At 65.5% G+C, this 23,247-nt stretch carries 22 protein-coding genes and 7 pseudogenes; 21 read left to right on the top strand and 8 right to left on the bottom strand.

What is annotated here, in order from left to right; translation table 11 throughout:
- Nucleotides 1–304: 304 nt before the first annotated feature.
- From GD429_RS36520 to GD429_RS42230, 3 genes and pseudogenes are all read left to right on the top strand, one after another.
- A complete protein-coding gene (locus GD429_RS36520) occupies nt 305–1,075 on the top strand; it encodes an EAL domain-containing protein (RefSeq protein ID WP_193727300.1) in 771 nt (256 codons plus the stop codon).
- Complete coding sequence (locus GD429_RS36515; protein ID WP_152864609.1) at nt 1,072–1,521, top strand: hypothetical protein; 450 nt, start codon at nt 1,072–1,074, stop codon at nt 1,519–1,521. Before GD429_RS36520 ends, GD429_RS36515 begins: the two co-directional genes overlap by 4 nt.
- A gap of 101 nt (nt 1,522–1,622) precedes the next feature.
- Nucleotides 1,623–3,293, top strand: a pseudogene (locus tag GD429_RS42230) (ESPR-type extended signal peptide-containing protein); the annotation flags it as partial.
- An 89-nt stretch (nt 3,294–3,382) separates the two neighbouring features.
- On the opposite strand, the gene GD429_RS41480 reads toward GD429_RS42230, so the two are convergent.
- Complete coding sequence (locus GD429_RS41480; protein ID WP_227792033.1) at nt 3,383–3,610, bottom strand: hypothetical protein; 228 nt, start codon at nt 3,608–3,610, stop codon at nt 3,383–3,385.
- On the opposite strand from GD429_RS41480, the pseudogene GD429_RS42225 reads away from it, so the two are divergent.
- A pseudogene (locus GD429_RS42225) lies at nt 3,543–4,307 on the top strand (hypothetical protein); the annotation flags it as partial. The gene GD429_RS41480 and the pseudogene GD429_RS42225 sit on opposite strands and share 68 nt — an antisense overlap.
- An 8-nt stretch (nt 4,308–4,315) precedes the next feature.
- Here the strand turns inward: GD429_RS42225 and GD429_RS36485 are convergent.
- The gene (locus GD429_RS36485; protein WP_152864607.1) at nt 4,316–4,657 is read right to left on the bottom strand and encodes a hypothetical protein; all 342 of its coding nucleotides are present in this window, start codon (nt 4,655–4,657) and stop codon (nt 4,316–4,318) included.
- Nucleotides 4,658–4,877: 220 nt separating this feature from the next.
- Between GD429_RS36485 and GD429_RS42220 the strand changes: the two are divergent.
- Nucleotides 4,878–5,375, top strand: a pseudogene (locus tag GD429_RS42220) (hypothetical protein); the annotation flags it as partial.
- Nucleotides 5,376–5,380: 5 nt separating this feature from the next.
- On the opposite strand, the gene GD429_RS40810 reads toward GD429_RS42220, so the two are convergent.
- Both GD429_RS40810 and GD429_RS40805 read right to left on the bottom strand, forming a co-directional pair.
- The gene (locus tag GD429_RS40810) at nt 5,381–5,785 is read right to left on the bottom strand and encodes a hypothetical protein (RefSeq protein ID WP_193727298.1); all 405 of its coding nucleotides are present in this window, start codon (nt 5,783–5,785) and stop codon (nt 5,381–5,383) included.
- 45 nt (nt 5,786–5,830) lie between these two features.
- Nucleotides 5,831–6,040, bottom strand: a complete 210-nt coding sequence (locus tag GD429_RS40805) for a hypothetical protein (protein WP_193727296.1) — start codon at nt 6,038–6,040, stop codon at nt 5,831–5,833.
- On the opposite strand from GD429_RS40805, the pseudogene GD429_RS42215 reads away from it, so the two are divergent.
- Nucleotides 5,949–6,200: pseudogene (locus GD429_RS42215) on the top strand (hypothetical protein); the annotation flags it as partial. The gene GD429_RS40805 and the pseudogene GD429_RS42215 sit on opposite strands and share 92 nt — an antisense overlap.
- Before the next feature lie 617 nt (nt 6,201–6,817).
- Here GD429_RS42215 and GD429_RS40795 read toward each other — a convergent pair.
- On the bottom strand, nt 6,818–6,955 hold the full coding sequence (locus GD429_RS40795; RefSeq protein ID WP_193727294.1) for a hypothetical protein: 138 nt from the start codon (nt 6,953–6,955) through the stop codon (nt 6,818–6,820).
- Here GD429_RS40795 and GD429_RS42210 point away from each other — a divergent pair.
- A pseudogene (locus tag GD429_RS42210) lies at nt 6,906–7,403 on the top strand (hypothetical protein); the annotation flags it as partial. The gene GD429_RS40795 and the pseudogene GD429_RS42210 overlap by 50 nt on opposite strands.
- Before the next feature lie 5 nt (nt 7,404–7,408).
- Here GD429_RS42210 and GD429_RS41460 read toward each other — a convergent pair.
- Complete coding sequence (locus tag GD429_RS41460) at nt 7,409–8,251, bottom strand: hypothetical protein (RefSeq protein ID WP_227792031.1); 843 nt, start codon at nt 8,249–8,251, stop codon at nt 7,409–7,411.
- A 45-nt stretch (nt 8,252–8,296) separates the two neighbouring features.
- Complete coding sequence (locus GD429_RS41455) at nt 8,297–8,524, bottom strand: hypothetical protein (RefSeq protein WP_275924778.1); 228 nt, start codon at nt 8,522–8,524, stop codon at nt 8,297–8,299.
- Here GD429_RS41455 and GD429_RS42205 point away from each other — a divergent pair.
- Nucleotides 8,415–8,666: pseudogene (locus GD429_RS42205) on the top strand (hypothetical protein); the annotation flags it as partial. The gene GD429_RS41455 and the pseudogene GD429_RS42205 sit on opposite strands and share 110 nt — an antisense overlap.
- A 785-nt stretch (nt 8,667–9,451) precedes the next feature.
- On the opposite strand, the gene GD429_RS41445 reads toward GD429_RS42205, so the two are convergent.
- Nucleotides 9,452–9,667: a hypothetical protein gene (locus GD429_RS41445; RefSeq protein WP_321575112.1), complete on the bottom strand. Its 216-nt coding sequence runs from the start codon at nt 9,665–9,667 to the stop codon at nt 9,452–9,454.
- Between GD429_RS41445 and GD429_RS42200 the strand changes: the two are divergent.
- The 13 genes and pseudogenes from GD429_RS42200 to GD429_RS36415 all read left to right on the top strand — a co-directional run.
- Nucleotides 9,570–9,821 (top strand): annotated as a pseudogene (locus GD429_RS42200) (hypothetical protein); the annotation flags it as partial. The gene GD429_RS41445 and the pseudogene GD429_RS42200 sit on opposite strands and share 98 nt — an antisense overlap.
- 657 nt (nt 9,822–10,478) lie before the next feature.
- On the top strand, nt 10,479–11,108 hold the full coding sequence (locus GD429_RS41720) for a YadA family autotransporter adhesin (protein ID WP_321575111.1): 630 nt from the start codon (nt 10,479–10,481) through the stop codon (nt 11,106–11,108).
- 107 nt (nt 11,109–11,215) lie between these two features.
- The gene (locus tag GD429_RS36465) at nt 11,216–11,872 is read left to right on the top strand and encodes an OmpA family protein (protein ID WP_227792030.1); all 657 of its coding nucleotides are present in this window, start codon (nt 11,216–11,218) and stop codon (nt 11,870–11,872) included.
- Nucleotides 11,873–12,043: 171 nt separating this feature from the next.
- Entirely contained in the window at nt 12,044–13,192 is a 1,149-nt protein-coding gene (locus tag GD429_RS36460) for a DUF2827 family protein (RefSeq protein ID WP_152864603.1), read from the top strand.
- On the top strand, nt 13,186–14,310 hold the full coding sequence (locus GD429_RS36455; protein WP_152864601.1) for a DUF2827 domain-containing protein: 1,125 nt from the start codon (nt 13,186–13,188) through the stop codon (nt 14,308–14,310). The genes GD429_RS36460 and GD429_RS36455 overlap by 7 nt, the downstream gene beginning before the upstream one ends.
- 76 nt (nt 14,311–14,386) lie before the next feature.
- Nucleotides 14,387–15,550, top strand: a complete 1,164-nt coding sequence (locus GD429_RS36450; RefSeq protein WP_152864599.1) for a DUF2827 domain-containing protein — start codon at nt 14,387–14,389, stop codon at nt 15,548–15,550.
- A 74-nt stretch (nt 15,551–15,624) separates the two neighbouring features.
- Nucleotides 15,625–16,443, top strand: coding sequence for a peptidylprolyl isomerase (locus GD429_RS36445; protein ID WP_227792028.1), 819 nt, complete (start codon nt 15,625–15,627; stop codon nt 16,441–16,443).
- Nucleotides 16,444–16,589: 146 nt separating this feature from the next.
- Nucleotides 16,590–16,844, top strand: a complete 255-nt coding sequence (locus GD429_RS36440) for a GlsB/YeaQ/YmgE family stress response membrane protein (RefSeq protein ID WP_152864595.1) — start codon at nt 16,590–16,592, stop codon at nt 16,842–16,844.
- 60 nt (nt 16,845–16,904) lie between these two features.
- Entirely contained in the window at nt 16,905–17,186 is a 282-nt protein-coding gene (locus tag GD429_RS36435) for a hypothetical protein (RefSeq protein ID WP_152864592.1), read from the top strand.
- A 48-nt stretch (nt 17,187–17,234) separates the two neighbouring features.
- Nucleotides 17,235–19,052 carry a tetratricopeptide repeat protein gene (locus GD429_RS36430; RefSeq protein WP_152864590.1) on the top strand — a complete coding sequence of 606 codons (1,818 nt, stop codon included), beginning with the start codon at nt 17,235–17,237 and terminating at the stop codon, nt 19,050–19,052.
- Nucleotides 19,053–19,448: 396 nt separating this feature from the next.
- The gene (locus GD429_RS36425; RefSeq protein WP_152864588.1) at nt 19,449–21,560 is read left to right on the top strand and encodes an OmpA family protein; all 2,112 of its coding nucleotides are present in this window, start codon (nt 19,449–19,451) and stop codon (nt 21,558–21,560) included.
- Nucleotides 21,561–21,575: 15 nt separating this feature from the next.
- On the top strand, nt 21,576–21,983 hold the full coding sequence (locus GD429_RS36420) for a hypothetical protein (protein WP_152864586.1): 408 nt from the start codon (nt 21,576–21,578) through the stop codon (nt 21,981–21,983).
- Nucleotides 21,955–23,247, top strand: a 1,293-nt coding sequence (locus GD429_RS36415; protein WP_227792026.1) for a tetratricopeptide repeat protein, incomplete at its 3' end; no start/stop codon positions are given. The genes GD429_RS36420 and GD429_RS36415, both read left to right, overlap by 29 nt.

Raw genomic sequence — 23,247 nt, 5'->3', positions numbered from 1 at the left:
CAGGTCTTTGCCGCAACCCCGCGACAGGAACTTCATCGGGTCTCCTTTGGGTATGACGTTGCCCCGTTTCGAACAATTGTCATCAATTGCAAGGTTGATCGCATTCTACTGGACAAAAAGGTTCCTTTTTGTCACCCCCTTTCAGTGCTCGACACCCTCCTTATTCCACGGGGCTTTCCCGGCACATCAGGATTTTTTTAGCAATTTGGCACAAGGGAACCCTTTTGCCACCCCCCTCCGGAGTGCCGCTTGTCGTGTTTCGAATACAACGAATTACCCAGTCGAAACTGGTTCGGAGAAAAAGATGAATGACATGGATTGGGCGGGGGAAGTATTCGGGGCGATGCGCGAAGCGCGCGTGTCGCTGCGGCGCGAGCCGATTCGCCGCGCTTCAGGGCGTGGCGACGTGCTGTATTGCGAATGCCTTGCAACGGTGCTCGATTCCCGCGGGCGTCTGTTGCGTCCGGCCGAATTCATTCCGCCGCTCGAGCGGCTTCAACTCATCCGCGCCTTTGACCGGCATGTCCTCAGGCAGGCCGTTACGCTGCTGCGGGCGTCGCCCGATGTTCGGCTGGGGATCAACCTCTCCGGCCAAAGTGCGGTGGTCGACATCGCATGGGAAGCGGTGCTTCAACTGATCGAACGCACGCCGGAGGTTGCCAGACGGCTCGTGGTGGAAATCACGGAAACCGCGCGGCTGGACCCCGCGCAAGGCCGACGTTTCGCACAACGGCTCCAGCAGGCCGGTTGCCGGGTGGCGATAGACGATTTTGGCGTGGGCTATGGCGTCGAGACCGCCATCGGGATCCGGACGCCCGACGTCATCAAGATCGATGCATCGTTCATCGTCGCCGCGCGGTACGGCGAAGCTCATCTGGCGCGTCTCGCGCGACTCGTGCAGCTCGCATCGGAACTGGCTGACGAAGTCGTCGTGGAGGGCGTGGAGCTACCGGAAGACATGACGCATGCGCAGCAGTGCGGAGCGAAATGGGTGCAGGGGTGGTTCGTCATGGACGCGTTTACCAGTGCGGGGGCGGGAGGTCGCCGGGAACACGGGAACGGGGGTGCAGCATGAGCGCATCGGCACGGATGACCGCTTTACGCGGGGGGCAAGCGGACTCGCTTGACGAGCACGGGTGCCACGCCGATGCCGCGGGCGGTACGTTGGGCATGATTCTGGCCGGCCTCGGCGCTTTCGTGCATGACGCGGCTTGCGACCGGGATATCGATCCTGAAGCGGCGCGCTCGCGTATCGAATGGTTCCGTCGATCGGTACATGCGCTTATCGCCCAATACGCATCCCGGCATTACGCACTGGCAGTCAGCGCATATGACGTTGGTTTTTCGGCCGGACTGCATGGGCTGGAAGCAGCGGCAACGCAGATGTACCGGTGGTGCTATGACACGCACGTCGCCACTGATCCGCAGGGTGCAATGGATGCCAGCTCCTTGACCGACCATCTCATCGAAGCGGGCTTCATGCACGGGCGTGGCATTCGTGCATGGATGGTAGAGAAATAAAAGAAGTCAGTTGCCTTCGCTGTCAGTAAGCGTATCCAGAGCTTTGCATTCCTGATCAGTGCAGGTGGAAAAACAAAAAGCACTTTAACCGGGTGATCTAAATGAACACAATCTATCGGACGGTGTGGAACGAGTCGCTGGGCGCGTGGGTCGCTGTATCCGAACTGGACTCGGCGCGCGGTAAAGGTACCAGTCGTGTCGTAACCGCATCAGGGGCCTTCGGATATCGAGTGAACCATGTGCCACTTACGGTCATGGCAATTGCGACGACCATGCTGTTTGGCGGCACTTTGCTGCTGCCGGATGACGCCGAAGCGCAAACCGTCAATATTCCTGGCACCGGATGTACGGATACAACGACAACGGCTGCGTTCAAGACCGTTGCGGTCGGCTGCGGCGTTACTGCATCGGCCTCGGGCGCCACGGCGATGGGTGCCGACAGTACCGCATCAGGTGCGAATGCGACGGCGGTCGGCATCTTCGCGACCGCGTCAATGCAAGGTACGGCGGCTTTCGGCACGTCGGCGCGAGCAACCGGCCTGAATTCCGTTGCGTTCGGGTCCGGTGCGCGATCGAGCGGGAACGCAAGTTCTGCGATCGGGATTGCGTCGTTCGCCACGGGTGATGGCAGTGCAGCTATCGGCGCCAACGCCAGTGCTTCTGGTAATAATTCGCTATCCTTTGGTATCAATACGAACGCCACAGAAGTGAGTGCCGTTGCGCTTGGCGCAGTGGCGACAGCGTCGGGAACGTCAAGTATGGCGCTCGGTGCATCAGCGACAGCAAGTGGTGACAATTCGAATGCATTCGGCAATAGCGCAATAGCGACCAGTACCGGGGGCACTGCGCTGGGATTCCAAGCGTCATCAAGCGGCGTAGGAGCGATGGCTCTCGGCGCCACCGCAGCAGCAACGGGAGCAAACGCAATCGGGATTGGAACGACAGCGCTTGCTTCGGGAAATCGGGCCGTTGCGCTCGGCTATGGTTCGACGGCATCAGGAATTAATTCTTTCGCCTTCCTCGGAAATGCGTCTGGCCAGGGCGCGATTGCCATGGGTAACACTTCCGTAGCATCAGGGAAAATGGCATCGTTGGCGATAGGCAACTTTTCGACCTCCTCCAATACGAACGCGGCTGCGTTCGGCGTCTTCGCAACTGCCGCAGGAGCTGCCGCCACAGTCGTGGGGTCGGGCGCAACTGCAACTGGCGACTACACGACATCCGTAGGCGCTAATGCGGCGGCTGGCGGAGCAAGCAGCACTGCTATAGGTAGGCAGGCTGCAAGTATCGGTGACGATTCTGCTGCTTTGGGCGAGAACGCGACGGCATCAGCCGTTGGTTCGATGGCATCCGGCTTCGGTGCACTGGCAAACGGCACCAATTCCTTCGCGGGCGGAGCGAATTCGGTAGCAGGCGTAGCCGGCAGCACGACAATCGTCAATGATGTCGCACTGGGCAATGCGGCATCGGCTGTCGGTGGCAACTCTGTTGCGATTGGCACGAGCGCAGTCGCATCCGCCGCCAACGCGATGGCATTCGGTAACGGCGCAACCGCCGCGAACGCTGATGGCGTCGCGATCGGAAGCAGTTCAGTTACTAATGCAGCAAATCCTACGCCAACCGGTACCGTCGGCGGCAAGACGTACACGTTTGCCGGCGGTGCGCCGACGAGCGTGGTCAGCGTGGGTAAAGCCGGCGCTGAACGCCAGGTCACGAACGTCGCGGCAGGTCGTGTTACCGGTACGAGCACCGACGCGGTCAACGGTTCGCAACTCTATGCTACGAACCAGGCCGTTGCCTCGCTTTCGACGGGCGCGACGCACTACTACAGCGTGAACGACAACGGCACGCAAGCGTCGAACTACAACAATGGCGGTGCGACCGGCGTGAACGCACTGGCGGCGGGAACCGGCGCAACGGCGGCGGGCTCCGCCAGCGCAGCGATCGGCAACGGCGCCACGTCGTCGGGCGCGAACACGCTGGCGTTGGGCGCGGGCGCGACGGCTGCGAACGCGGGTGCGGTGGCACTGGGCAGTGGTTCGGTGACGGCCGCGGCCAACCCGACGGCCACCGGCACGATCGGCGGCATCACCTACAGCTACGCAGGCACGACACCGACGAGCGTGGTGAGCGTGGGTGCGCCGGGCGCGGAGCGGCAGATCACGAACGTGGCGGCGGGCCGTGTCAGTGCGACGAGCACCGATGCGATCAACGGTTCGCAGCTTGATGCAACGAACCAGGCAGTGACTTCGCTTTCCACGTCCACGTCAACGACGGCCAGTTCGCTGTCGACTGGGGTCAGCTCGCTGTCTACCGGCCTGTCGACGACGAACAGCACGGTAAGCTCGCTGAGCAGCACGATTTCGGCCGGCAAGAGCCACTATTACAGCGTGAACGACAACGGCACGCAGCAGGGCAACTACAACAACGACGGCGCCACGGGCGTGAACGCGCTGGCCGCGGGCACGGGAGCGACGGCGGCAGGCGCGGCAGGCGTGGCGGTCGGCAACAACTCGAACGCGGCAGGCGCCGACACTGTGGCGATCGGCTCGGGCGCGACGGCGGCGAACGCGGGTGCGGTGGCGCTCGGCAGTGGTTCGGTGACGGATGTGGCCAACCCGACGGCCACCGGTACGATCGGCGGCACGACCTACAGCTATGCCGGTGCGACGCCGACGAGCGTGGTGAGCGTGGGGGCGCCCGGCGCGGAGCGGCAGATCACGAACGTGGCGGCGGGCCGTGTCAGTGCGACGAGCACCGATGCGATCAACGGTTCGCAACTCTTCGCGACCAATCAGGCGGTGAATTCGCTGTCGACGTCGACCTCGACGAGCATCACTTCACTGTCCACAGGGTTGTCTAGCACGAACAGCAGCGTGACTTCGTTGTCGACGTCTACGTCGACCACCGCAAGTTCGCTGTCGACCGGCGTGAGTTCGTTGTCCACGGGTCTGTCGAGCGTGACCAGCAACATCACGTCGTTGTCGACCTCGACGTCGACCACGGCGAGTTCGCTTTCCACCGGCGTCAGCTCGCTGTCGACGGGTCTGTCGAGCACGACCAGTTCGGTGACGTCGCTGTCGACGTCGAGTTCGACGGCGACGAGTTCATTGTCGACTGCGATCTCGGCCAGCAAGACGCACTACTACAGCGTGAACGACAACGGCACGCAGCAGGCCAACTACAACAACGACGGCGCCACGGGCGCGAACTCGATGGCCGCGGGCGTGGCCGCGTCGGCATCCGGCGCGAAGGCGACCGCGATCGGCTACAACGCGAACGCGCTGGCCGCTTCGACGGTGGCGATCGGCGACAGCAGCACGGCCTCGTCGTCGGCCGGCGTCGGCTCGGTGGCCATGGGATCCCAGTCGCTGGCGACGGGTGGCAGCGCGGTGGCGATCGGCAATCAGCAGACGGCCAGCGGCAATGGCGCGGTAGCGATCGGCGATCCGAACTCGGCCACCGGGACGGGCGCCGTGGCAGTGGGCGCGAACAACACGGCCAACGGCACGGGCGCGGTAGCGATCGGCAACGCGAACTCGGCCACGGGCACCGGCTCGGTTGCGTTGGGCAATGCGTCGAATGCAGCGGGCAACGGGTCGTTGGCGCTGGGTTCGGCGGCGAGCGCCGCGAACGCCAACGACGTCGCGCTGGGCAGCGGTTCGGTGACGGCGGCGGCTAATCCGACGGCCACTGGCACGATCGGCGGGGTCACCTACAGCTATGCAGGCACGGCGCCGTCGAGCGTGGTGAGCGTGGGTGCACCGGGCGCGGAACGGCAGATCACGAACGTGGCGGCAGGGCGCCTGAGCGCGACGAGCACCGATGCGGTCAACGGTTCGCAGCTCTTCGCGACCAATCAGGCTGTGAACTCGCTGTCGACTTCCACTTCGACGACGACCAGCTCGCTGTCGACGGGCCTGTCGAGCACCAATAGCTCGGTGGCGTCGCTGTCCACGGGGATCGGGTCGATATCCACCTCGGTGTCGACGATCACGAGTGGCATCGCCTCGCTGTCCACGTCGACGTCAACGACGGCAAGTTCACTGTCCACTGGCGTGAGTTCGCTGTCGACGTCGACCTCGACGACGGCCAGTTCGTTGTCTACAGGCCTGTCGAGCACGAACAGCAGCGTAACCTCGCTGTCGACAGGAGTCAGCTCGTTGTCCACGGGTCTGTCGAGCACGACCAGTTCGGTGACGTCGCTGTCGACGTCGAGTTCGACGGCGACGAGTTCGCTCTCGACGGCGATCTCGGCCAGCAAGACGCACTACTACAGCGTGAACGACAACGGCACGCAGCAGGGCAACTACAACAACGACGGCGCCACGGGCGTGAACGCGCTGGCCGCGGGCACGGGCGCGACGGCGGCAGGTGCGGCAGGCGTGGCGGTCGGCAACAACTCGAACGCGGCAGGCGCCGACACTGTGGCGATCGGCTCGGGCGCGACGGCCGCGAACGCGGGTGCGGTGGCGCTGGGCAGCGGTTCGGTGACGGCGGCGGCCAATCCGACGGCCACTGGCACGATCGGCGGCACGACCTACAGCTACGCCGGCACGACGCCGACGAGCGTGGTGAGCGTGGGTGCGCCGGGCGCGGAGCGGCAGATCACGAACGTGGCGGCAGGGCGCGTCAGCGCGACGAGCACCGACGCGATCAACGGTTCGCAACTCTTCGCGACCAACCAGGCCGTGAATTCGCTGTCGACCTCGACTTCGACCGGCATCAGTTCGCTGTCCACCGGCGTGAGCTCGCTCTCCACGGGTGTCAGCTCGCTGTCGACGGGGTTGTCTAGCACGAACAGCAGTGTGACTTCACTGTCGACGTCCACGTCGACCACGGCCAGCTCGCTGTCCACGGGTGTCAGCTCGCTGTCGACGGGGCTGTCCAGCACGAACAGCAGCGTGACTTCGTTGTCGACGTCTACGTCGACCACCGCAAGTTCGCTGTCGACCGGCGTGAGTTCGTTGTCCACGGGTCTGTCGAGCGTGACCAGCAACATCACGTCGTTGTCGACCTCGACGTCGACCACGGCGAGTTCGCTTTCCACCGGCGTCAGCTCGCTGTCGACGGGTCTGTCGAGCACGACCAGTTCGGTGACGTCGCTGTCGACGTCGAGTTCGACGGCAACGAGCTCGTTGTCGACGGCGATCTCGGCCAGCAAGACGCACTACTACAGCGTGAACGACAACGGCACGCAGCAGGCCAACTACAACAACGACGGCGCGACGGGCGCGAACTCGATGGCCGCGGGCGTAGCCGCATCGGCGTCGGGCGCGAAGGCGACCGCCGTCGGCTACGGTGCGAACGCGCTGGCCGCTTCGACGGTGGCGATCGGCGACAGCAGCACGGCGTCGTCATCGGCGGGCGTCGGCTCGGTAGCCATCGGGTCCCAGTCGCTGGCGACGGGCGGCAGCGCGGTGGCGATCGGCAATCAGCAGACGGCCAGCGGCAATGGCGCGGTAGCGATCGGCGATCCGAACGCGGCCACCGGGACGGGCGCCGTGGCAGTGGGCGCGAACAACACGGCCAACGGCACGGGCGCGCTGGCGATCGGCAACGCGAACTCGGCCACGGGTACCGGCTCGGTTGCGTTGGGCAATGCGTCGAATGCAGCGGGCAACGGGTCGTTGGCGCTGGGTTCGGCGGCAAGCGCCGCGAATGCCAACGACGTCGCGCTGGGCAGCGGTTCGGTGACGGCGGCGGCCAACCCGACGGCCACCGGCACGATCGGCGGGGTCACCTACAGCTATGCAGGCACGGCGCCGTCGAGCGTGGTGAGCGTGGGTGCACCGGGCGCGGAACGGCAGATCACGAACGTGGCGGCAGGGCGCCTGAGTGCGACGAGCACCGATGCGGTCAACGGTTCGCAGCTCTTCGCGACCAATCAGGCTGTGAACTCGCTGTCGACTTCCACTTCGACGACGACCAGCTCGCTGTCGACGGGCCTGTCGAGCACCAATAGCTCGGTGGCGTCGCTGTCCACGGGGATCGGGTCGATATCCACCTCGGTGTCGACGATCACGAGTGGCATCGCCTCGCTGTCCACGTCGACGTCAACGACGGCAAGTTCACTTTCCACTGGCGTGAGTTCGCTGTCGACGTCGACCTCGACGACGGCCAGCTCGTTGTCTACCGGCCTGTCGAGCACGAACAGCAACGTGACCTCGCTGTCGACGTCCACGTCGACGACGGCGAGCTCGCTGTCGACAGGAGTCAGTTCGCTGTCGACCGGGGTGAGTTCGTTGTCCACGGGCTTGTCGACCGCGACCAGCAACATCACGTCGCTGTCGACGTCGACCTCGACCACGGCGAGTTCGCTGTCTACCGGTCTTTCCAGCACGAACAGCAGCGTGACGTCGCTGTCGACGTCGACCTCGACCACGGCCAGCTCGCTGTCCACCGGCGTGAGCTCGCTCTCCACGGGCGTCAGCTCGCTGTCGACGGGGTTGTCGAGCACGAACAGCAGTGTGACTTCGCTGTCGACGTCCACGTCGACGACCGCAAGCTCGCTGTCGACCGGGGTGAGTTCGTTGTCCACGGGCTTGTCGACCGCGACCAGCAATATCGCGTCGCTGTCGACGTCGACGTCGACCACGGCGAGTTCGCTGTCCACCGGCGTCAGCTCGCTGTCGACCGGTCTGTCGAGCACGAACAGTTCGGTGACGTCGCTGTCGACGTCGAGTTCGACGGCAACGAGTTCGTTGTCGACGGCGATCTCGGCCAGCAAGACGCACTACTACAGCGTGAACGACAACGGCACGCAGCAGGCCAACTACAACAACGACGGCGCCACGGGCGTGAACGCGCTGGCCGCGGGCACGGGTGCGACGGCGGCAGGTGCGGCAGGCGTGGCGGTCGGCAACAACTCGAACGCGGCAGGCGCCGACACCGTGGCGATCGGCTCGGGCGCGACGGCCGCGAACGCGGGCGCGGTGGCGCTGGGCAGTGGTTCGGTGACGGCGGCGGCCAACCCGACGGCCACCGGTACGATCGGCGGCACGACCTACAGCTACGCAGGTGCGACGCCGACGAGCGTGGTGAGCGTGGGTGCGCCGGGCGCGGAGCGGCAGATCACGAACGTGGCGGCAGGGCGCGTCAGCGCGACGAGCACCGACGCGATCAACGGTTCGCAACTCTTCGCGACCAACCAGGCCGTGAACTCGCTGTCGACGTCGACTTCGACCGGCATCAGTTCACTGTCGACGGGCCTGTCGAGCACCAACAGCACGGTTACGTCGCTGTCGACGGGAATTGGGTCGATATCCAGCTCGGTGTCGACGATCACGAGCAGCATCACGTCGCTGTCCACGTCGACATCGACCACGGCCAGCTCGCTGTCCACCGGCGTGAGCTCGCTGTCCACGGGTGTCAGCTCGCTGTCGACGGGGTTGTCGAGCACCAACAGCAGCGTGACTTCGCTGTCGACGTCGACGTCGACCACGGCAAGCTCGCTGTCCACCGGTGTGAGCTCGCTCTCCACGGGTGTCAGCTCGCTGTCGACGGGGTTGTCGAGCACGAACAGCAGTGTGGCTTCGCTGTCGACGTCGACTTCGACCGGCATCAGTTCGCTGTCCACCGGCGTGAGCTCGCTCTCCACGGGTGTCAGCTCGCTGTCGACGGGTCTGTCGAGCACGAACAGCAGCATGACCTCGCTGTCGACGTCCACGTCGACCACCGCAAGTTCGCTGTCGACCGGGGTGAGTTCGTTGTCCACGGGCTTGTCGACCGCTACCAGCAACATCACGTCGCTGTCGACCTCGACGTCGACCACGGCCAGCTCGCTGTCGACGGGTCTGTCGAGCACGACCAGTTCAGTGACGTCGCTGTCGACGTCGAGTTCGACGGCAACGAGTTCGTTGTCGACGGCGATCTCGGCCAGCAAGACGCACTACTACAGCGTGAACGACAACGGCACGCAGCAGGCCAACTACAACAACGACGGCGCCACGGGCGTGAACGCGCTGGCCGCGGGCACGGGTGCGACGGCGGCAGGTGCGGCAGGCGTGGCGGTCGGCAACAACTCGAACGCGGCAGGCGCCGACACCGTGGCGATCGGCTCGGGCGCGACGGCCGCGAACGCGGGCGCGGTGGCGCTGGGCAGTGGTTCGGTGACGGCGGCGGCCAACCCGACGGCCACTGGCACGATCGGCGGCACGACCTACAGCTACGCCGGCACGACGCCGACGAGCGTGGTGAGCGTGGGTGCGCCGGGCGCGGAGCGGCAGATCACGAACGTGGCGGCAGGGCGCGTCAGCGCGACGAGCACCGACGCGATCAACGGTTCGCAACTCTTCGCGACCAACCAGGCCGTGAATTCGCTGTCGACCTCGACCTCGACGGGCATCAGCTCGCTGTCCACCTCGACGTCCACGGCGGTGAGTTCACTGTCTACCGGACTGTCGAGCACCAACAGCACGGTGACGTCGCTGTCGACGTCGACTTCGACCGCGGTGAGCTCGTTGTCCACCGGACTGTCGAGCACGAACAGCTCGGTCGCGTCGCTGTCGACATCCACGTCCACGGGCATCAGTTCCCTGTCCACGGGTGTCAGTTCGTTGTCCACCGGTATCAGTTCGCTGTCCACTGGTCTGTCAAGCACGAACAGTTCGGTGACGTCGCTGTCGACGTCCACCTCGACGGGCATCAGTTCGCTGTCCACTGGTCTGTCAAGCACGAACAGTTCGCTGACATCGTTGTCGACGTCGATCAGCACCATCGGGACCGGAACCGCGTCGCTGTCCACGTCGACCTCGACCACCGCCAGCTCGTTGTCGACCGGTCTGTCGAGCACCAACAGCACGGTTTCGTCGCTGTCGACCTCGACTTCCACGACCGCAAGTTCGCTGTCGACGGGGCTGTCTACCACCAACAGCAATGTGTCGTCGTTGTCCACGTCGACCTCGACCGCGGTGATTTCGCTGTCCACGGCCATCACCAACTCGAAGCCTCACTACGTGAGCATCAACGACAACGGCACGCAGCAGGGCAACTACAACAACGACGGCGCCAGCGGGGTGAACGCAGTGGCCATCGGCACCGGCGCGATGGCGAGCGGCACGAGCAGCTCGGCACTGGGCGACGGAGCCACGGCCGCGGGCAATGGCGCAACGGCACTCGGTGCGAAAGCCGTGGCGTCCGGCAGCGGCGCGGTGGCGCTGGGCCTGGGCTCGTCGGCCAGCGCGCCGAACTCCGTGGCGCTCGGTGCGGGTTCGATCGCGAACGAGGCCAACACGGTATCGGTCGGCTCGCAGGGTAGCGAGCGGCGGATCACCAACGTCGCGCCTGGCGTGAATCCGACCGACGCCGTCAACGTGTCGCAGTTGCAGGGCGTGCAGCAAAGCATCACGAGTATCGCCCGCAAGGCGTATGGCGGCGTCGCGGCGGCCACCGCGCTGTCGATGATTCCGGATGTCGACGCCGGCAAGTCGTTGGCGGTGGGCATCGGCGGAGCGAGCTTCCAGGGTTATGGGGCAACGGCGGTTGGCTTTACGGCGCGCATCACGAACAACCTGAAGCTGCGCGGCGGGGTCGGGGCGAGCAGTGCCGGGTATTCGTTCGGCGGCGGTATCAGCTACCAGTGGTAATCCGAGGTCCGGCGGCGGCACGGCTGACGTGCCGCCGCCGGCGAACAACGATGACAGCGGGAGCAAAAGAGATGACAAAAAAAGTGGCGGCAACGCTCATTGCGACGATGGTGCTCGCGGCGTGCTCGACATCGCAGGGGCCGACGTGGAACGGGTATTCGGTGGGGCTGCCCAACGGACAGCGCGCGTTCCGGGTCGACTGTCACGGCATTTTCGAGGGGCAGGGCACCTGCTATTCGAAGGCCGCGGAGATATGCGGCAAGCAGCAGGTGCGTCCGATGGAGCAGGTGGCTCCGCTCGCGGATGCCGATACCACGCGTGACGTGCGCGTCCTGACGTTCCAGTGCGGGCCGGTTCCGCAACCCGCGCAGCCGGCGCCGCAACCCGTTCCGGTGCCGCCGCCGCCGCCCCCGCCGCCTGCGCCGAAGCACGTCACGCTGGCCGGCGATGCGACTTTCGACACCGACAAGGCGACGCTGCGTCCCGACGCGCGCGCCAAGCTCGATGCGCTGATCGACCAGGCGCGCGGCATGACGTTCAACGTAGTCACCGTGAACGGCTACACGGATTCGAGAGGGTCGACCGCTCACAACCTGGGGTTGTCGGAGCGACGTGCGCAGTCCGTGGCGCAGTACTTGCACGATCACGGTTTGCAGGCGAAACGGTTTGAGACACGCGGCTTTGGCGCGAGCGATCCGGTCGCCACCAACGCGACGGCGGCCGGCAGGGCACAGAACCGCCGTGTGGACATCACGCTGGAGTAAGTGCTAACCCCAGCGTGATGGTGTCGTCCGCGAGCGGTACGCGGACGTTCGGCGGACTGCCGCCCCCGAGGCGGTCCGTTCTTTTTCGCGGCGCGATGCATGGCGCCGCGTTCGCGTACCGGGACGTTGAGAAGTACCACGACAGTCAACTCCACTGGACCTCGGAACAGGATGAAGATCGGAATCTCCGTGCTGACCCATGCCGGACAGAGCATATGGGAGAACGGACTCGGACAGAACGTCTGCTACTTCGTGCAACTGCTGCGCACGCTGCCGTTCGTCACAGGCATCGTGTTGCTCAACTGCGGCGACCAGCCGTGCGTCGCAGTGGAAGCTGAGACCCTTGCCGCGGGGCTGCCGCTCGTCTCGCCGCGCGATCTGGATGAACCGCCCGACGTGGTGTTCGAGATGGGCGGCGGGCTCGATGTCGAGTGGCTCGACTACGCGCGCGCATGCGGATCGAAGGTCGTGTTCTTCTGCTGCGGCCAGCCGTACGTCGGCCTGATCGAGCCGAGCGTATTCGCCCGTGGCGGCTATTTCACGAAGGCCACGCGGTGCGACGAGATCTGGGTTCTCGGCAAGGACCGCCTGTTTGCGCCGATGCTGCGCGCATTGCATCGCTGTCCGGTGTTCGAAGTGCCGTTTCTGTGGGATAGCACCTTTATCGAGCAACGCGCTGCCGCCATCGGCGCCGCCGGCCTTCGCTTCGGTTACGAACCGCGGCCGACACGCGGCGACGGCACGCCGCGCGGGCTGCGTGTGGCCGTGTTCGAGCCGAACATTTCCGTGGTGAAGTGCTGCGTGGTGCCGATGCTCGTGTGCGACCGGGCGTTCCGCACCGACGCGACAACCGTCGCCCGCCTGCATGTTCTCAACAGCGTGCAGATGCAGGCGCATCCGTCGTTTGCGTTCCTGCTGCGTTCGCTCGACCTGAATCATCGCGAGCGTGTACGCCTCGACGGCCGCCACGACTTCGTGGGCTTCATGAGCCAGCATGCGGACGCAGTCGTCTCGCACCAGTGGCAGAACGAGCAGAACATCGTGTATCTCGATGCGTTGCATGGCGGGTATCCACTCGTGCACAACTCGCCGTGGCTCCGTGACGTGGGCTACTACTACCCGGACTCGGATATCGACGCCGGCGCGTCGCAACTCACTCATGTCGCGCGCCATCACGATGCCGATCACGACAGCTACGTGCGGCGTGCACGCAGCTTCCTTGCCACGCTCTCGCCGCGCAGCGCCGCGAACGGTTCGCACTATGCGCGGCAATTGCTTGCATTGCAGTCGAATGCCAGCTCGCGGAGGGCGTCATGCTGAACGGCCGGCGCTTGAAGGTGGGCGTGACGATTTTCCTGCGCCGCGGCTTCCAGTCGATCTGGGAGAACGGCATCTTCCAGAACTGCTATTTCCTCGCGACGCTGTTGGCGAATTCGCCCCTCGTGGAATCCGCATATCTCGTCAATGGTGGCGACGGCGATCCGGCCGAGGCAAAGGACTTCCTCGCTCTCGCACCGGTTCCGGTGATCGACCTCGCGACAGCGCAACGCTCGCTGGACGTCGTCATCGAACTGAGCGCGCAACTGGATCCGGAATGGGGAAGGGCGTTCCGAGCGCGCGGCGGGAAGATCGTCGGCATGCGAGTGGCCAACGACTACGTGATCGACATCGAGCGCATGATGTTCGACCGGCCGTCGGGCATGCTGATCTCCGGTACGCCGTACGACGCACTCTGGACCCTGCCTGCGTTCATGCGTACCTGCGGGGCCTATTACGGCAGCGCGTTGCGTGCGCCTGTCGCGGCGATGCAGCACCTGTGGAGCCCGGCGTTGCTCGAGCGTGCGGCGCGCACCGCCGACGGCGGCCGTGCTTTCGGGTACGAGCCGGGGCGCGACCGCTGGCGTCTCGCGATCCTCGAGCCGAACATCTGCATGGTCAAGACCTCGCATGTTCCGATGCTCGCGGCCGATCTGGCCCACCGGCAGCAGCCCGGCATGATCGAGTACCTGCGTGTTTTCAACACCATGGAACTCAAGAGCGATGCGCAGTTCGTCGGCTTCGCCCGCAGCCTCGATCTCGTCACGCAGGGGCGGGCCACGTTCGAGCCGCGCCTGCCCGTCTACGAGATTCTCACGCGGCAGGCCGATGCGATCGTCTCGCACAACTGGGAGAACGCGCAGAACTACCTGTATTACGAGGCGCTGCACGGTGGCTACCCGCTCGTGCACAACTCGGCACTGTTGGGCGGATGCGGGTATCGCTATGACGATTTCGATTGCGAAGGAGCGGCGCTTGCATTGCGCGAGGCCTTCGCTGTTCACGATGCGCAGCTTGCCGACTACCGCCGGGCGGCCCGCACTTTTCTCGCGACGCTCGACCCGCTGTCACCGTCGAACGTCGAGCACTACAGCGCCGCCATTGCGGCCCTCTGGCCATGAATACACCAACACCAGCACATACATGGCCGGGCCTTTGCGTGCCTGCTTGTATCGCGCATGACATTCTGGAGAAAACATGAACGGTCCAAGCCCGCGCGGGCTGCGCATCGGCATCACGATCGGCCTGCGGGATGCCGCCGAGAGCCTGTGGATCAACGGCATCAAACAGAACGCGCTGTACCTGTGCAAGTTGTTCCAGCACTCGCCGCTGCGGCACGAGGTGGTGCTGGTCAACACGACCGACGTCGCGATCACGGCGGCGTTGCCGTGGGACTTGGCGCGCTTTCCCGTACGCAGCTTCGCCGATGCGAAGGACGAGCTCGACGTGCTCATCGAACTGGGTGGCCAGATCGACGCCCATCAGACCGCGTATCTGAAGGAGCGCGGCACGAAGCTCGTGAGCTACTGCTGTGGTCCCGAGTACGTGCAGATGATCGAGGCCATGATCTTCTCGCGCCGGATGTGCGACTCGGTGTTCATCAATCAGCGCTATGACGAGGTATGGGTGATTCCCCAGGTCATGGAAACGAGCGCGGACTTCTTTGCCGTGCTGCGGCGATGCCGGGCTCGCGAGGTGCCGTTCGTGTGGGATCCGATGTGCCTGGAGATGGGTTCGCGCGAGCTGCCGTTCGCCGGCGAATATCGCCCGCAGCGCGGGCCGATGCGTGTGTCGGTGATGGAGGCCAACATCGACGTGATGAAGTTTTGCCTGTACCCGCTGCTCATCGTCGAGAGCGCCTATCGCAGCGCGCCGCAGAAGATCGGCTATGTGCACATCACGAACGCGGCGCACCTCGCCCGTACGAGCCCCGAATTCATCGGTATCGCGCATCACCTTGATCTCGTGCGCGACGCTCGCGTGAGCTTCGTGGATCGGTACGACACGCCGCAGTTTCTGTCGGAACACACCGACGTCGTAGTGTCCCATCAGTGGGGGCTGGCTCTCAATTACTTCTACTTCGACGTGTGCTGGAACGGCTATGCGCTGGTTCACAACGCACATCTGTGCAACGAGGTGGGCTACTTCTATCCGGGTAACGACGTGAGCGAGGGCGCGCGTCAGCTCGTACAGGCGCTCGCGCATCACAACGACGACTGGGAGGCCTATCGCGCGCGTCAGCGCCAGGCGATCCGCCCGTTTCTCGCCAACCATGAACCGCTGATCGCCCGCTACGACGAACTGCTCGGCGCGCTCTTTACCGCGGGGACGTCGCGGGTGGGGACAACACTGATTAACTGACGGGGATAAACACGACGATGAGGAAAACACCAGAAAAAACCGCACGCCGACGCCAAGGTGCGGCGATCCGAACCATGGCCATCGTGCTGGCGATGGCCGCGAATGCGCAAGCGGCGCACGCCGCAGACGAGGTCGTTGCGACCGTCAATGGGGTGCCGTTGCATCGCACTGCCATCGACGAAGTACTGAAGACAGCCGGCCAGCAAGACACGCCCGCGGCGCGGCAGCAGATTCTGAATGGTCTGGTGGCGCGGGAGCTGATCCGTCAGGCGGCGGAGCGCGACCGGCTTGGCAACACCGAGGCCGTGCGACAAGCCATGCAAAAGGCGAAGGTCGACACGGAGAACCGGCTCTACGCGGCACAGCATCTGCAGCCGCGGCCCGTCACCGATGCCCAGGTGCGCGAACGCTATGACGCCATCGTGAAGGAGGCCGGATCGGACGAATACCAGGTCAGCGTGATGACGCTCGCGGACGAACCCGCGGCGCGGTTTGCGCTCATGCGCGTCCGCTGGGGCGAGCCGTTTTCGACGGTGGCCGCGCAAACGGGCGTCGCGGCGCAGGGCGACGGCACGCCCCGCTGGGTGAGCTTCCGCACGCCCGCGGTGGAGGGGCACACGCAGGGCTTGCCGCTGCCGCTTGCCCAGGCGCTCTCGACGCTGAAGGTGGGTGAGGTGACGCCGGAGCCGATCGCGGCAGCGGGCCGCTACGTTATCGCGCGCCTTGACGCACGGCGACCGACGGCGATTCCTTCGTACGACGCGGTGCGTGAATCGCTTCGTACCTCGCTCGAGGCGCAGCAACGTGACGACGCGGTCATGGCGCTGGTCGACCGGCTGGCGGCCAGGGCAGTGATTCGCCCACCGCTTGCGACGGCACCGGTGGCGCAGTGACGCGCACCGGGCACGGGGACGAGACGGACGCGGACGCCGCGCCGCATCGGGACGCAGCGGCGGGGAGCAGCGAGAACGGCAGGGCAGAGCAGCAAGCGGCGCCGGCATGTTGCCGGCGCTGACCACCATCGATAGGGAGAACGGGTATGACGCTCGAGCAATGCGTAGTGTGGCTGGTCGTCGGGGCCATCGCGGGATGGATTGCGGGACTGATCGTCAAGGGAAGCGGATTCGGGTTTGTCGTCGACGTCCTCGTCGGTATTGCCGGCGCGTTCATTGGCGGCTGGCTGGCATCGGTGATCGGCATCAGTGTCGGCAGCGGCTTTGTGTCTTCGGTGATCGTCGCGATCGGGGGAGCCGTGGTCCTGCTGTTCGTGCTGCGACTGTTGCGCTGGGCGTAAACGCGGGTGAGGGCGGCGTAGAAGGGAAGGAGGCTCACGTAGATGCGTCGAGGTTTGTTCATGGTCAATCTGGCACTGGGTTTCCTCATGGCCTGGGAAGCTTCGCTCGCTGTCGGTGCGCTGGCGTTTCACGTGCCGATCGGTCAGGCCGCTTCGCCGGCCGGGCGCGCCGTGCTGGCGGGTGCGTTGGCCGCCGGTGCGCTCTTCGCCGGCCCGCCTCTCGCGCGACGCGCTCTGCACCGCTGGCCGCCTCCGGGCGGGCTTGACGAGCCGCCGTACCGGCTGTGGTGCGTTCGTGTTGCAGGACTGTTACTTGGACTCGTGGCGGCGTTGGCCTCTTAGGTTGCTGATCGGCACACCGTCTGTCTATTGCGTGGAGAGAAAAATTCGATGACCTGGCTGAACAAGGTGGAAGCGATGATCGCGCGCGGCGAGCTGATTGCCGCGTGGAGACTGCTCGATGCGCATCGCGTCATGGATTCGAAGCGGCCGCGGGAACTGGTGATCGCCAGCCGCCTGTGGTATTTGCGTGGCCGCCTCGAGGAGGCAAGGTACCTGCTCGACCGCGCGCTGGAGATCGACGGGGCGAACGTCGACGCGCTGACCGAGCGGGGGCGCCTAGCCATCCGCCTGGGCGACGATACCGGTGCGAACGGCTGGTTCCGGCGTGCATGGGACGAGGGCGCGCGTGGCGACGACTGGATGGTGGACTGGATCGATGTGCTGCTGCGGCTCGGTCACCACGACGACGCTCGGGATATCGCGATGGTTCGCTGCGAGCGTGCGCCCGAAGACGCGCACACCTGGTTCCGCCTCGGCCTCGCGCACCAGCAGACTCGTCATCACCTGCAGGCGCTGGACGCCTATCGCCACGCGATGCGGCTCGATCCAGGCCTGCCGATGCTGCGTAACAACATGGGAGCCGCGCACCTCGAACTGCGGCGATACGCCGAAGCAAGGGAGCTGTTGGAAGCGACGCTCGCCGAGGATCCGGATCACGCGCTTGCCTGGACCAATCTCGCCACCGCGCTTCTGCGGACGGGCGAGATCGACGATAGTCTCGTCGCAGCCGAACGCGCCTGTGCGCTTGCGCCGAACTACGTCACCGCGCTGCAGGCCTATTCGTATGTGCTGCGCGAGCTGCAGGCGTTTCCGGCTGCGCTCGCGGTCGCCGAGCGCTCGCTCGCGCTCGAGCCGCAGAATGCGTCGCTCGTTTGGACAAAAGCGATGCTGCAGCTCATGCTGGGCGACTACGACGAGGGTTGGCGCAGCCATGAGGCGCGCTGGAATGGCTCGCCCGAATTGCGCGATGTCGTGCCGAACCTGCCTGCGCCGAGGTGGAACGGCGAGCCGCTGGCGGGCAAGACGCTCTTTGTATGGGGCGAGCAGGGCCACGGCGACGTGCTGCAATTCGCACGTTTCGTGCCGGTCATCGCTGCGCGCGTCGAGCAGGAAGGCGGCACGTTCGTCTATTGTTGCTTCGACAGCCTGCACGCGCTGCTCGTGCGCAGTCTGGGCGATTGCGTGCCGACGATCGTCGCCCATGACCAGCGACCACTTCCATCGTTCGATTTTCATCTACCGCTCGCCAGCATTCCGTTCATGCTCGGCATCGGGTTCGCCGACCTACCGGGCCCGGTGCCGTATCTGAAAGCCGATCGGGAGCAAACCCGTGCGTGGGATACCCGCCTGAAGCGCGACGGCCGACTACGCGTGGGACTCGTGTGGACGGGCAGCCGCAGCCATCAGCGCAACGCCATGCGCTCGGTCGATCCGCTCGCCTATGCCCGGGCGTTTGGCGCCGTCGAAGACGTGACATTTGTCAACCTGCAGCTAGACGCGGCGGCTGACGTGCAGCGTATGCGCGACGCCGGTCTTGGGCTGGTCGACCACACCGATGAACTGACGTCGTTCGACGATACGGCGGCGCTTGTCCGCAGTCTCGATCTAGTCGTCACGGTGTGTACGTCCGTTGCCCATCTTGCCGGCGGTCTCGGTGTGCCCGTCTGGCTGCTGCTCGACGTGAATCCGCACTGGCCGTGGATGAGCGAACGCACCGACAGCCCGTGGTACCCGACGGCACGGCTTTACCGCCAGTCGGCGTACGGGCAATGGTCGCCGGTTCTCGACGCGCTTGCGGGCGACCTCGCCGAGCATGCACGCGAGCACCGCAAGCACGCCGTCGGCGCGGGCCGGACTGCCGCGTGACGCATTGATGGAAGACGAGCTTTCCGGTCCTGCCGGAACGCATCCGGATGCGTTTCGCTTTCCCGGCCGGTACATCGAGCATCGCCCGGTACGGCAATGCGGTTGGCCGTTCTACCTGAGCCGCAGCCAACTGACCAGGCTGCGTCACTTGCGAGAGGCATGGGGCGACGACGTCGTGATTCAGATCTACGCCGGATGCGTGCGCATCCGAGGCGAGTGTGGCGATTGGCGGTTCACTGACGAGAGCGAACTATGTACGGAGATCGCGCGGCGCCGGCAACTGGCAACTGCGTCTGGACAGGCGGTGCATGGCCGAAGGGGTGGGAAGCGGCCGCGGATGTAATTGATATTGGACGGCTGTCGATATGACGGCCAAAAGCACTACGGGGGTATGCATTGAAACGGATTAATCTTGCGCAGGCGCTGGAATTGTGTGCCGACGATGCCGTACTGCAGCGGATCGCGGACCGGATGGGCCTGCCGCCGCACGTCGTCGCTCATGTGTTTCGCTGTGCCGGCCCGGCGCTGGTCGCGGCGCTCGCGGCACGCGCCGCACGCGGATGCGAGGATACACAGGCCGTGTTCGACGCACTGATGTCGCACGACAGCAATGCACGTATCGGCAGCGAGTGCGCGCATCTCGTCGAGACAACTGCCGGACTCAAGGATTTCGAGCACCAGGGCCATGTACTCGCGACCCGCGCAATCGATATACCGGTGGCGGCATTGAGCGACCACATCGCGGTGCGCACCGGTGTGCCGACACAGCCGGCGAGTGTGCTCTGTTCCATGGCGGCAGGGATGCTTGCAGGGCTCATCAAGCATCACGTATTGCTGGAGCAGGGTGATGTGACGCAGCTTCCCGGGTTGCTGGCAAGCCAGCTTCCTTCTGTTGTGAGCGGCATCGAGGACGACGTCGCCACGCTCTTCGGGTATCCGAATGTTCGTGCGTTGGCCGACGCGATCGCGGTGCGGCTCGCCGCGGTTGCGGCGGACTTCCACCCACGGCAAGTGTCCCACCGGCATTCGGACGATGGGCCGAGTGCCGATACGATCGCGGCGCATGCGCGGGCGGACGAGAACCACCTCGGTGCGACCCATCCTCGCGTGCCCGACGCGCCGACTTTCGAAGATCCCGCTGGCGGGGCGACGTCGGGCGAGGCGTCCAATGTCGTCGCCGGCAGCCGTCCACTGCGGACCGACCTGGGTGCTGCCGCCTCCGTGCCCGGCATCGATGCCGAAGCCGCGGTCGCGAAGCCGCCGGGCACGCCTGATTACGCCCGTTTCGTGGCCGGGAAGGTTTATGCGAACGAGGTGCACTACACGAGTTCGATGGCGACGCCTGCGTATGCTGCGGCGTCGAATCCAGACGTGTCTCGCCAGGCAGCGCAGGCGGGACGGCACCGGCCTGCACGACGTGCGTGGCTGGTGGGGGCGGTGCTGATACTTGTTGTTGCGCTCATCGTCTGGGCGAAGCGCGATACGTTGGCCGAAGTCATATCCGCGCTGACGCCGGCTACGCCGGTTTCGTCAGCGCGGCTTGCAGGACCGGCCGGCGCGGTAGGGCGGTCCGCAGATGCGGGTGACCCATCGGACGCTCGCATCGCTGCGCGATCCGCCGATGCGATCGTGGCTTCCGGTGCGATCGCGTCATCGGGCGCGAGCGCCGCCGCTGCCGCCGAATCGACCACCCAGGCGCTGGCCGCGGACACGGAATCGCTTGCGGCCGACACGTGGCTCGTCGCGCGTACGAATGGATCGGGAGCGCCTGCCGTCCAGGCCCTGCTCGATAGCGACGATCAGCGTTCGGCCGTGGTGGATCCCTTGCTGGCGCGTTTCGGCAAGGGACACTTTTCGGCATCGCTCAGGGCCGGGGGGAAGGAGGCCACCGTCTGGCTTGACCACCTCGACGCGCTGTTGCCGTTCATCGCGGTGCCGGGCGCCGAACTCACCGTCGAGCGCCATCGCGTGATGCTCGGAGGCCTGGCGCCGGATAACACGGAGGGCTGGCGTCAGCGTCTGCAGCAGGCGCTCGGGCCGGCGTTCGACGTGCAGGTGTTCGACAAGGCCGCAGCGGTCTCGCGTGCCACCGATTCGTTTCTGCATGCCATGGCCGCGCTGCTTCAGACCGACTCCATGTGCAACCCGGGGCAGGCGGCTGCCGTACTGAACCGGCAGGTCGTCGATTTCGCCGCCGGCGACGACAGGCTGCCACCGTCCGCGACCGAGAACCTGGCGACGTCCGCACAGCTGATGAAGACGTGTGCTGCACGCAATCAGGCACTGCGGTTCACGATCATTGCCCATGCGGACCGTGCGGACGACGGCGAGGGGCTGCTTGGGTTGACGCAGCGGCGCGCCGATGCCGTCCGCAGTTTTCTCGTGAAGGCAGGCGTGCCGGCTGCGTCGCTCGTCGCGCAGGGAGTTGGCGAGGACCGCCCAGTGGCCGGCACGCTGACTGCCGCCGGGCGATTTGCCAACCGGCGCGTCGAGTTCATGCCGCTTTGAGCGTGGAGGGCTTGTATGCGAAGCGATACTGTAATCGATGTTCCCGATGACCTCTCGATACCGGGCGCTGTGTCGGTCAAGACATTGCATAAGGCACTCTCGCATGCGCAACGGACCTTCCTTGCGCAGCTCGTCGAGCATGCATTGAGTGACGACGCCTTCCTGGTCGCGCTGCTGGTCGTGCCATTGCTCGATTTCGGTCAGCGGCGGCCCATCCCCGACATCGACTTGCGCGCGGTCTGCGGCTTCACGGTCAGACGATGGACAGATGCAATCAATGAACTCGTGAGCCTCGGCGCCCTACAGCGCTCGCGGCCCCGCCTGCCGGCCCGGCGTATTCCTGCCTTCAGGCTGGGCAGCCAGTTCAGGCCGCGTTATGTTAGAGACGTTCACGATGGGCTGCGCGATGACACGCACGCCTGATGTACCCGGACAGGCAGGCGTCGCGAACCGGCTCTTCGAGGAAGCGGTCGCGGCGCATGGCCGCATGTCGTTGTCCGACGCGGAACGACTGTACCGGATGGTGCTGCGACTCGCCCCAGGTCATCCGGAAGCCCTGAACAATCTCGGTGCGCTGCGCGAGCGTGCGGGCGACGCGACTGAAGCCGAGCGCTGCTACCGTGCCGCGCTGCAACGCGCACCGGACTACGTCGATGCGCGTTACAACCTGGGTCTGCTTCTGCACGGAAACCGGCGGTTCGCGGAGGCCGAGGATTGCTACCGGCGCGTGATCGAGGCGGTGCCCAGTCATGCAGCGGCCCACGTCTATCTCGCCGGTCTGATGCAGGAAACGGATCGTGTGGCCGATGCAGAATGGTCTTACCGGCACGCGATGTCGCTCGATCCCGACGACGCCGTCGCGCATCTTGGTCTCGGGCTGCTTTTCGTGGCGACCGGTCGGGACTCGGAGGGTGAGGCCTGCCTTCGCGACGCATTGCGCCTCGCCCCGGACCTGAAAGACGCATGCGGTGCACTGGGCGCGCTGCTGCATCGCCAGCAGCGCTATACCGAAGCCGAAGCGTGCTACAGGCACGTGCTCGAACTCGATCCGGGGTCCGTCGAGGTGCTGAATAACCTGGGCCGGCTGCTGCACGACGCGGGACGCCTGATCGAAGCCGAACGGTACTTGCGGGAAGCGCTGGCCGCCGCGCCGGAACGCACGCCCACCGCGTTCAATCTGAGCCTCGTGCTGCTTGCGATGGGCCGCTATGAAGAGGGCTGGGCGCTGTACGAGGCCCGGTACGGCGAATCGACGTACTGGGGTGACGATGCGCACTGTCACGTGCGGCCCGCATTGCGGTTCCCGGAATGGCGCGGTCAACCGCTGGCCGGCAAATCGATGGTGGTGTGGGCCGAACAGGGGCTGGGCGATTGCGTGCAGTTTGCCCGGTACCTTCCGCTGTTGAAGGCAAAAGGGGCATCAAGACTGACGCTCGTCTGCCCGCGCACTCTGTGTCGACTGTTGCAAACGCTCGAGGGCGTCGACGAATGCGTGCCGGACGATGACGCGTCGCATCTGGCCGAACACGACTATGCCTGCATGCTGATGAGCTTGCCGCTGCATACGGGGACGACGCTCGCGACGCTGCCGGCAGATGTGCCTTATCTGCGCGTGTCGCATGCTCAAGCGGCACGATGGCGTCGTCGTGTGTCAGTGGGCGGATTCCGGGTGGGTCTCGTCTGGGCG

It is taken from the genome of Burkholderia sp. BE17, assembly GCF_009362305.1.
In the GTDB taxonomy this organism is placed as follows: domain Bacteria; phylum Pseudomonadota; class Gammaproteobacteria; order Burkholderiales; family Burkholderiaceae; genus Burkholderia; species Burkholderia pyrrocinia_C.
The sequence above is the reverse complement of the archived record's forward strand: the minus strand, read 5'-3'. Positions and strand labels throughout refer to the sequence as shown.

Bases quoted from the DNA above. Each gene is read 5' to 3' on its own strand.
- GD429_RS36440 (WP_152864595.1), top strand. From the start codon at position 16,590: ATGACGCTCGAGCAATGCGTAGTGTGGCTGGTCGTCGGGGCCATCGCG.
- GD429_RS36465 (WP_227792030.1), top strand. From the start codon at position 11,216: ATGGTGCTCGCGGCGTGCTCGACATCGCAGGGGCCGACGTGGAACGGG.
- GD429_RS36420 (WP_152864586.1), top strand. From the start codon at position 21,576: ATGCGAAGCGATACTGTAATCGATGTTCCCGATGACCTCTCGATACCG.
- GD429_RS36445 (WP_227792028.1), top strand. From the start codon at position 15,625: ATGGCCATCGTGCTGGCGATGGCCGCGAATGCGCAAGCGGCGCACGCC.
- GD429_RS41480 (WP_227792033.1), bottom strand. From the start codon at position 3,610: ATGCCGCCGATCGTGCCGGTGGCCGTCGGGTTGGCCGCGGCCGTCACC.
- GD429_RS36515 (WP_152864609.1), top strand. From the start codon at position 1,072: ATGAGCGCATCGGCACGGATGACCGCTTTACGCGGGGGGCAAGCGGAC.
- GD429_RS36430 (WP_152864590.1), top strand. From the start codon at position 17,235: ATGACCTGGCTGAACAAGGTGGAAGCGATGATCGCGCGCGGCGAGCTG.
- GD429_RS36460 (WP_152864603.1), top strand. From the start codon at position 12,044: ATGAAGATCGGAATCTCCGTGCTGACCCATGCCGGACAGAGCATATGG.
- GD429_RS36435 (WP_152864592.1), top strand. From the start codon at position 16,905: ATGGTCAATCTGGCACTGGGTTTCCTCATGGCCTGGGAAGCTTCGCTC.
- GD429_RS36450 (WP_152864599.1), top strand. From the start codon at position 14,387: ATGAACGGTCCAAGCCCGCGCGGGCTGCGCATCGGCATCACGATCGGC.
- GD429_RS36455 (WP_152864601.1), top strand. From the start codon at position 13,186: ATGCTGAACGGCCGGCGCTTGAAGGTGGGCGTGACGATTTTCCTGCGC.
- GD429_RS36520 (WP_193727300.1), top strand. From the start codon at position 305: ATGAATGACATGGATTGGGCGGGGGAAGTATTCGGGGCGATGCGCGAA.